This window comes from Pedobacter nototheniae, assembly GCF_004335085.1.
GTDB lineage: Bacteria > Bacteroidota > Bacteroidia > Sphingobacteriales > Sphingobacteriaceae > Pedobacter > Pedobacter nototheniae.
On record NZ_RQRS01000074.1, the window covers coordinates 1 to 478 of the forward strand.

The following is a 478-nucleotide window of genomic DNA, read 5'->3' on the forward strand; positions in this document are numbered from 1 at the left end:
TAAAGCTGAAGATTCAAATTGATCGCCTCTAAAAGTGATAATTTTAAAATAGTTGTTATCTAAATTAGACTGGTTGTAAAATAAATCTAAGTTGTTTGGATCTACAATGTCAGATAAGTGAGTATTATCAGATTTAAAATTAAATTGTGTGGCTTTAAAGTTTCTAGTTTTAACTCGTCCGCTATATCCAAAAGTGAATTTTCCTTTGTATTCCCCTTCTTCCGTTTTGCTGAATTTGTAATCGTAGCTTAAGTTTGCAGCAACTTCATCTTCTTTCAAATTTTGAAAATAACGATTGTTACTTCCAGCATTAGATAAAAGTGTATAACCAGCGGCCACTTTGTTTAAGGTATTTGTTGTTCGGTCTGGAGTATCTCCTTTGATACTGTTATATGATAATCCCCAATTAAATTTAGAACGCTCCTTAAACTTATGTTCTCCTAATAATTGGTTAACCCATAAAGCATTTTTATTGTAC

Annotated in this window: 1 protein-coding gene; it reads right to left on the reverse strand. The window is 31.0% G+C overall.

The window, feature by feature from the left end:
• Window positions 1–478 (reverse strand): hypothetical protein (locus EHC72_RS22870; RefSeq protein WP_211660354.1); only part of this gene is annotated, 478 nt, incomplete at both ends.